Below are 5,939 nucleotides of genomic sequence, written 5' to 3' on the forward strand. Positions count from 1 at the left end.
CCGCATTACGCACCGCGTACGCCGCTCGCGCTGCTGCCGTTCGACGCGCTCGAACCGCTGCTTGCGGCTGCGCAAACCGACGGCGAGCGTGTCGCGCTCGTCGCACGCGCATCGCGCGCGGGACGCTGGGCGCAGGCCGACGGCGTGCACTTCGTCGCGGCGCCGGAAGATCCGCAGGCGTATGCGCGTGACCTGTACGGGATGCTGCGTGCGCTCGATCGCGCGCAGGTTGCGCGGATCCTCGTCGAGAAGCTGCCCGAAACCGTCGAATGGATCGCGGTCAACGATCGCCTCGGCCGCGCGGCGGCCGCGTTCGAAGCGCGCGACTGACGCCAATCTCGGCACTGGAATGAAAAAACGCCCGACCGGCAAACCGGTCGGGCGTTTTCGTTTGGGCGCGTGGCCGGCTGCTTACTTGCCGACGCCCGAGGCTGCGATCTTCGACTGCGCGAACTGGGCGAACAGCGCGTGCAGGCGCGTCGTCGGGTGGACCGTGTCGGCGAACATGTAGGTCTGGTCCGCGTTCGCGACCGTGTAGGTCTGCTGCGAGCAGAACAGCGACGAGCCGAATGCGGTCGCATTCGCGACACCGTACTGCGTGGCAGCCTGCACCATCGCCTTCAGGTTACAGGCGGTGTCGGTGTTCGACACGGCGAAGCCGTTCGCCTTGTAGTTCGCGAGGATGCCGTCCTGCCACGTGAACGTGTCGAGCAGCACGTACTTGGTCGTGTCGACCTTGAGCGCCTGCAGCGTCGCGGCGAGCGTGCCGTTGAACAGCATCGACAGTTGCGTGAGGGTCGTCTGCGAGCCGCCTTGCAGCGCGAGCGGCGTGCCGCCGATATCCGGCACGTTCGACACGAACACGTGCGTCGCGCCGGCGGCGACGATCTGCTGCACGATGCCGGCGAGCTGTTGTGCGGCGGCGCCGATGTTCTGCTGCAGCTGCGTCGGCGTGATCGCGCCGGCCTGCAGCGCCGCGACCTGGTAGAAGATGTCGTTCGCGCCGCCGTTCAGCAGCACGATCTGGCCGGCGTTGAAGCTGCCGTGCTGCGATACGTATTGCTTGACCTGGTCGGCGATCGGCGTCGTGGTCGCTTGCGCGTAGTCGGGGTTCGGCACGCTGGCGTCCGCATGGCCGATGCCCGGCTGCAGCGTCACGCGCGAGCCGCCCTGTGCGTAGCCGAGACCGCCGGTAGCCTGCAGCGGAATGCCGAAACCGCCCTGGTTCGCGGGCTGCAGCGTGTCGCCGTAGTACTGCGCGACGTTCTGCGTCCACACCTGGCCCGGGTTGGTCGTGAAGCGGCCGCCGCCGAAGCCGAGCTTGATCTGCGAGTAGGTGCCCGCGTCGGACAGGCTGTCGCCGAACGATACGACCTGCATTTTCACGCCCGACGGCGGCGTGTTCGATGCGCTGTTGTTGTTGTCGTCACCACCGCCGCATGCGGCGAGCAGCGCGAGCGCGGCGCCGGCGATCGCGACTTGCGCGGTGCGCAGCATGCGCTGACGGGTGCGGGAAGGTGCGTGTTGTTGTGTCTGCATCGTTCGATCTCCTCGTAGATATGGCCTGATGTGTTTCTCATCTGCCGCGTGCCTGCTCGGTTCCGGGCTGCGCGGCGGCCGTTGGCTGAAACGGTTTATTGGTCTCGCGCAGCCGCAAGCGGCACGGTGCGTGGATCAGGGTTCGCGGCCTCGGCAATCTGCGCATGATAAGCGCTCGCCCACTCGGGCGGGCCGAAAATCGCGCGCAGCTTGTTGCGCCAGCCGTCGACGCGCAACGCGTCGCCGGCCATCGATACCCACTCGTGGAACGTCGCAACGAGCGGGTTGTTCGAGCCGAGCCGCTCGACGATCCCGTACTGCGGCGGATCGTCGGGCGTTTCCTCGACAAAGCTGCCGAACAGGCGATCCCAGATCACAAGGACGCCTGCGTAATTGCGGTCGATGTAGCGCGGGTTGCGCGCATGGTGCGCGCGGTGGATCGACGGCGTGTTCAGCACGTATTCGAGCCAGCCGAGCTTGCCGATCGCCTGCGTGTGCACGAAGAACTGGAACGCAAGGTTGATCAGCACGATGCCGACGACCTGTTGAGGCGGAAAGCCGGCGAACGCGAGCGGCAGCCAGAACACCCACATTCCCGCGACCGGGTACATCAGGCTCTGGCGGAACGCGGTCGAGAAATTCATCCGCTCGGACGAGTGGTGCACGACGTGCGCGGCCCACAGCCAGCGCACGCGGTGGCTCGCGCGATGGAACACGTAGTAGAGGAAATCCTGCGCGATGAACAGCACCGCGAACGACAGCCAGCCGTCGTGCCACGTGAACAGGCGATAGTGCTGGTAGCAGTACGCATAGACGGGGATCACGAACAGCCACGCGATCTTGTCGGCGCCCTGGTGCATCAGCGCGAGCGCCGCGTTGCACAGCGTGTCGCGCCACGCATAGACGTGGTCGTGCGCACGAGTGCGGGCGAGGTGCCAGGCCTCCCACGCGATGCAGAGCAGGAAGACGGGCGCCAGCGCGAGCAGAAGCAATTCGACGTCGAATCGCATGGGCGTGTCTCCTTCTTTCCCCTGCAAGCCTTGAGGCCGGGCGTATGGCCCGTTGTATGTATCGGTCAGGCCAACAGCCTACGCAATCGCCACGCGCTAGGCGAGGGGGGAGCGTAGAGGGTTCCCTCTGAGGACAGGGTTTTTACGGAAGCCGTGCGGCACGGGGCCGGGCGGTGTGGCCCTGTTTTGCGGGCACGGTTGGCGTGCGGTGCGTCGCGCGCGGGTGGCGGCTGCCGTTTCAAACCGGAGGGGGCGGGATTCGGTGTGCGGGGGCGGCGGCAGGCCGCCCGACCGCAAGACAGGGCGACCCGCTGTGCGGTGCCGCCCCGTGGCCGGTGCAGGTCGACGCGAACCGGCAGCCCGCGGCGCCGCACCGTGTCGCGGTGCGCGGAAGCGTCAGTGCGCGCCCGCGTAGATCCACTCGAGCAGCGAGTCGTGCGCGGCGCGTGCGGCTTCCGCATGATCGTCGTTGATGAAGCTGACGACGATGTAGCTCTGGCCGTCGGCGCCGGCGACGTAGCCGGCGATCGCGCGCACGTCGCGCAGCGTGCCGGTCTTGATGTGCGCGTTGCCGAGCACGCCGGCGTTGGTGAGGCGGTTCTTCATCGTGCCGTCGATGCCGGCGATCGGCAGCGAATCGATGAAGGCCTGCGCGACGGGGCTCGCGTTCGCGGCCTGCAGCAGCGCGGCGAGCGATTGTGCGCTCACGTGCTCTTCGCGCGACAGGCCCGAGCCGTTTTCGAGCACGAGGTCGGGCATCGCGATGCCGTTCTTCTGCAGGAACGCCTGGATCGCACGGCTCGACTGCTCGGGCGTCGCGGGCGGCTTGCCGCTGGCTGCACCGATCGTCAGGAACAGGTTGCGCGCCATCACGTTGTTGCTGAACTTGTTGATGTCGTAGACGATGCTGCCGAGCACCGGGCTGTGATGCACGGCGAGGGGCCGCGCGGTGGTCGGCACCTTGCCTTCGCTCACCGGCCCCGTGATCGTGCCGCCGTCCTGCTGCCACAGCGCGAGGAAGCCGCGCGCGAAGAACGTCGTGTGATCGAGGATCGCGAGGTTGGTCGTGTGCGCGCCGCAGCGCAGCGGATAGTCGCCGGCGAACGACGCGGTCATGATCCCGCTGCCGGCCGTCAGCGTCGGGCGTGCGGCCGCGGCGGCCGCGCTGCACGAGCCGGTGCCTTCGACCAGCTGGTTGTCGATCGACAGGTCCGCGAGCGGCGGCAGCACGTCGACGGCCACCTTGCCGTCGTCGCCCGGCGTGACCGTGAACGACACGGCCTTGAACGCGTACAGCAGCGGATCGGGGCCGACGTTGTACGGCGCGCTCGCGTCATCGTCGAACGAAGGGAGATCGCGCGTCGACGCCGCGAAGTAGCTCTTGTCGAGCACGAGGCCGCCGGCCACGCGCTTGACGCCGGCCTTGCGGATCTTGTCGACGAGGTCGATCAGCTCTTCGGGCACGAGCTTCGGATCGCCGGTGCCCTTGATGTACAGGTTGCCCTGCAGCGTGCCGTCGGGGTCGATCGTGCCGTCCGTGTAGGCGGTCGTGCGCCAGCGGTAGTCGGGGCCGAGGATCGACAGGCCCGAGAAGGTCGTCACGAGCTTCATCGTCGAGGCGGGCAGCATCGGCCGGCTCGCATTCCACGAGATCAGCGGCTCCGGATCGCCGACGCGCTCGATGACGACGCTCATCGCCGACGCCGGCACCTTCGCGCGCTGCAGTGCGACGAGCACGGACGCCGGCAGGCCGGCCGCGCGCGCGGCGGGCGACACGACCGTGGTCTTGCGCGCTTCCTTGTGGGATTTCTTGCGGGCCTGCGCGGCAGGCGCGAACGCGAGGGCAGTGCAGGTGGCGACGATGGCGGCTGCCCGCAGGCAGACGCGGGCGCGGGGGGCGAACCGGGTGGAAAGATCGGAAATCGGCATGAGCGAATACGGGAGAAGCACGATGTTCGGGCAGGGCGCGCGCGGCGCCAAAGCGCACATTGTAGAGACAAGTCCGGACAGCCCCCTTGCAATCCGCCTTTCTGTTGCATTGCACGGTGCCGCGCGCCCGGTTCGCGGCGCTACAATGGTCGGCGTGTTTGACTCGCCCCATGGATACCTGTCCCGATGCGGATTCTGCTTGTCGAAGATGATCGAATGATTGCCGAAGGCGTGCGCAAGGCGCTGCGCTCGGACGGCTTTGCGGTCGACTGGGTGCAGGACGGCGATGCCGCACTGACGGCGCTCGGCGGCGAGACGTACGACTTGCTGCTGCTCGATCTCGGCCTGCCGAAGCGCGACGGCATCGACGTGCTGCGCACGTTGCGCGCGCGCGGGCTGGCGCTGCCGGTGCTGATCGTCACCGCGCGCGACGCTGTTGCCGATCGCGTGAAGGGGCTCGACGCGGGCGCCGACGACTACCTCGTCAAGCCGTTCGATCTCGATGAACTGGGCGCGCGGATGCGCGCGCTGATCCGCCGCCAGGCCGGGCGCAGCGAATCGCTGATCCGCCACGGCGCGCTGACGCTCGATCCCGCTTCGCACCAGGTGACGCTCGACGGCGTGCCCGTCGCGCTGTCCGCGCGCGAGTTCGCCCTGCTCGAGGCGCTGCTCGCGCGGCCCGGCGCGGTGCTGTCGAAGAGCCAGCTCGAGGAGAAGATGTACGGCTGGGGCGAGGAGATCGGCAGCAACACGGTCGAGGTCTACATCCACGCGCTGCGCAAGAAGCTCGGCTCGGACCTGATTCGCAACGTGCGCGGGCTCGGCTACATGGTCGTCAAGGAAAGCTGACGCGTGAGGTCGATTCGTCATCAATTGCTGATCTGGCTGCTCGCGATCGTCGTCGCGGGCGTGGGCATCGCGGGCTGGCTCATCTACCGGCAGGCGCTCGCCGAAGCGAACGAACTGTTCGACTACCAGTTGCAGGAAATCGCGGCGGCCTTGCCGTCCGAGCCGTTCTCGCAGGTGTTCGGCTCGCGCACCAACGGCGACGAAGGCATCGTGATCCAGATCTGGAACCGCAACGGCGTGCTGATGTACTTTTCGCATCCGCGTGCGCCGATCGCGCCGCGCGCCGAGCTCGGCTTCTCGACCGAACGCACCGATCGCGGCGAATGGCGCGTGTACGGCGCGATCGTCGGCGACAACGTCGTGCAGCTCGCGCAGCCGCTGTCGGTGCGCAACCGGCTCGCGGCGAACGTCGCGCTGCGCACGCTGTGGCCGCTGATCGTGCTGCTGCCGTTCCTCGGCGCGGCCGTGTGGGTGATCGTCGGGCGCGGGCTCGCGTATCGCGTCGAGTGCGACGCGCACTGGCGCGTGACCTATGCGGTGCTCAAGGTGATGGGCGGCGGCACGCTCGAGTTGCGCAGCGACGGCGCCGGCCACTGGCACGACGGCTCGGGC

The 5,939-nt window shown here is 68.2% G+C and carries 5 protein-coding genes and 1 pseudogene; 3 read left to right on the forward strand and 3 right to left on the reverse strand.

All coding sequences use genetic code 11. The annotated features are described in order from the left end of the window. Positions 1 to 330, forward strand: a 330-nt coding sequence (locus tag G3O06_RS45920; RefSeq protein WP_277403795.1) for a Sua5 family C-terminal domain-containing protein, incomplete at its 5' end; no start/stop codon positions are given. Between the two features lie 81 nt (positions 331 to 411). Here G3O06_RS45920 and G3O06_RS45925 read toward each other — a convergent pair. From G3O06_RS45925 to dacB, 3 genes are all read right to left on the reverse strand, one after another. After that, positions 412 to 1,539 carry an SGNH/GDSL hydrolase family protein gene (locus G3O06_RS45925; protein WP_174915328.1) on the reverse strand — a complete coding sequence of 376 codons (1,128 nt, stop codon included), beginning with the start codon at positions 1,537 to 1,539 and terminating at the stop codon, positions 412 to 414. 95 nt (positions 1,540 to 1,634) lie between these two features. After that, positions 1,635 to 2,549, reverse strand: coding sequence for a sterol desaturase family protein (locus tag G3O06_RS45930; RefSeq protein WP_205820045.1), 915 nt, complete (start codon positions 2,547 to 2,549; stop codon positions 1,635 to 1,637). Between the two features lie 396 nt (positions 2,550 to 2,945). Continuing rightward, positions 2,946 to 4,478: a D-alanyl-D-alanine carboxypeptidase/D-alanyl-D-alanine-endopeptidase gene (gene dacB, locus G3O06_RS45935; protein ID WP_205820046.1), complete on the reverse strand. Its 1,533-nt coding sequence runs from the start codon at positions 4,476 to 4,478 to the stop codon at positions 2,946 to 2,948. A gap of 186 nt (positions 4,479 to 4,664) precedes the next feature. On the opposite strand from dacB, the gene G3O06_RS45940 reads away from it, so the two are divergent. Both G3O06_RS45940 and G3O06_RS45945 read left to right on the forward strand, forming a co-directional pair. Then, complete coding sequence (locus tag G3O06_RS45940) at positions 4,665 to 5,327, forward strand: response regulator (RefSeq protein ID WP_039360640.1); 663 nt, start codon at positions 4,665 to 4,667, stop codon at positions 5,325 to 5,327. Between the two features lie 3 nt (positions 5,328 to 5,330). Further along, positions 5,331 to 5,939 (forward strand): annotated as a pseudogene (locus G3O06_RS45945) (putative glycolipid-binding domain-containing protein); the annotation flags it as partial.

It is taken from the genome of Burkholderia sp. Ac-20345, from assembly GCF_017104825.1.
Classification (GTDB): Bacteria; Pseudomonadota; Gammaproteobacteria; order Burkholderiales; family Burkholderiaceae; genus Burkholderia; species Burkholderia lata_B.

What these genes read in the sequence shown, in the direction of transcription:
- dacB (WP_205820046.1), bottom strand. Translation starts at nt 4,478, where the DNA reads ATGCCGATTTCCGATCTTTCCACCCGGTTCGCCCCCCGCGCCCGCGTC.
- G3O06_RS45925 (WP_174915328.1), bottom strand. Translation starts at nt 1,539, where the DNA reads ATGCAGACACAACAACACGCACCTTCCCGCACCCGTCAGCGCATGCTG.
- G3O06_RS45930 (WP_205820045.1), bottom strand. Translation starts at nt 2,549, where the DNA reads ATGCGATTCGACGTCGAATTGCTTCTGCTCGCGCTGGCGCCCGTCTTC.
- G3O06_RS45940 (WP_039360640.1), top strand. Translation starts at nt 4,665, where the DNA reads ATGCGGATTCTGCTTGTCGAAGATGATCGAATGATTGCCGAAGGCGTG.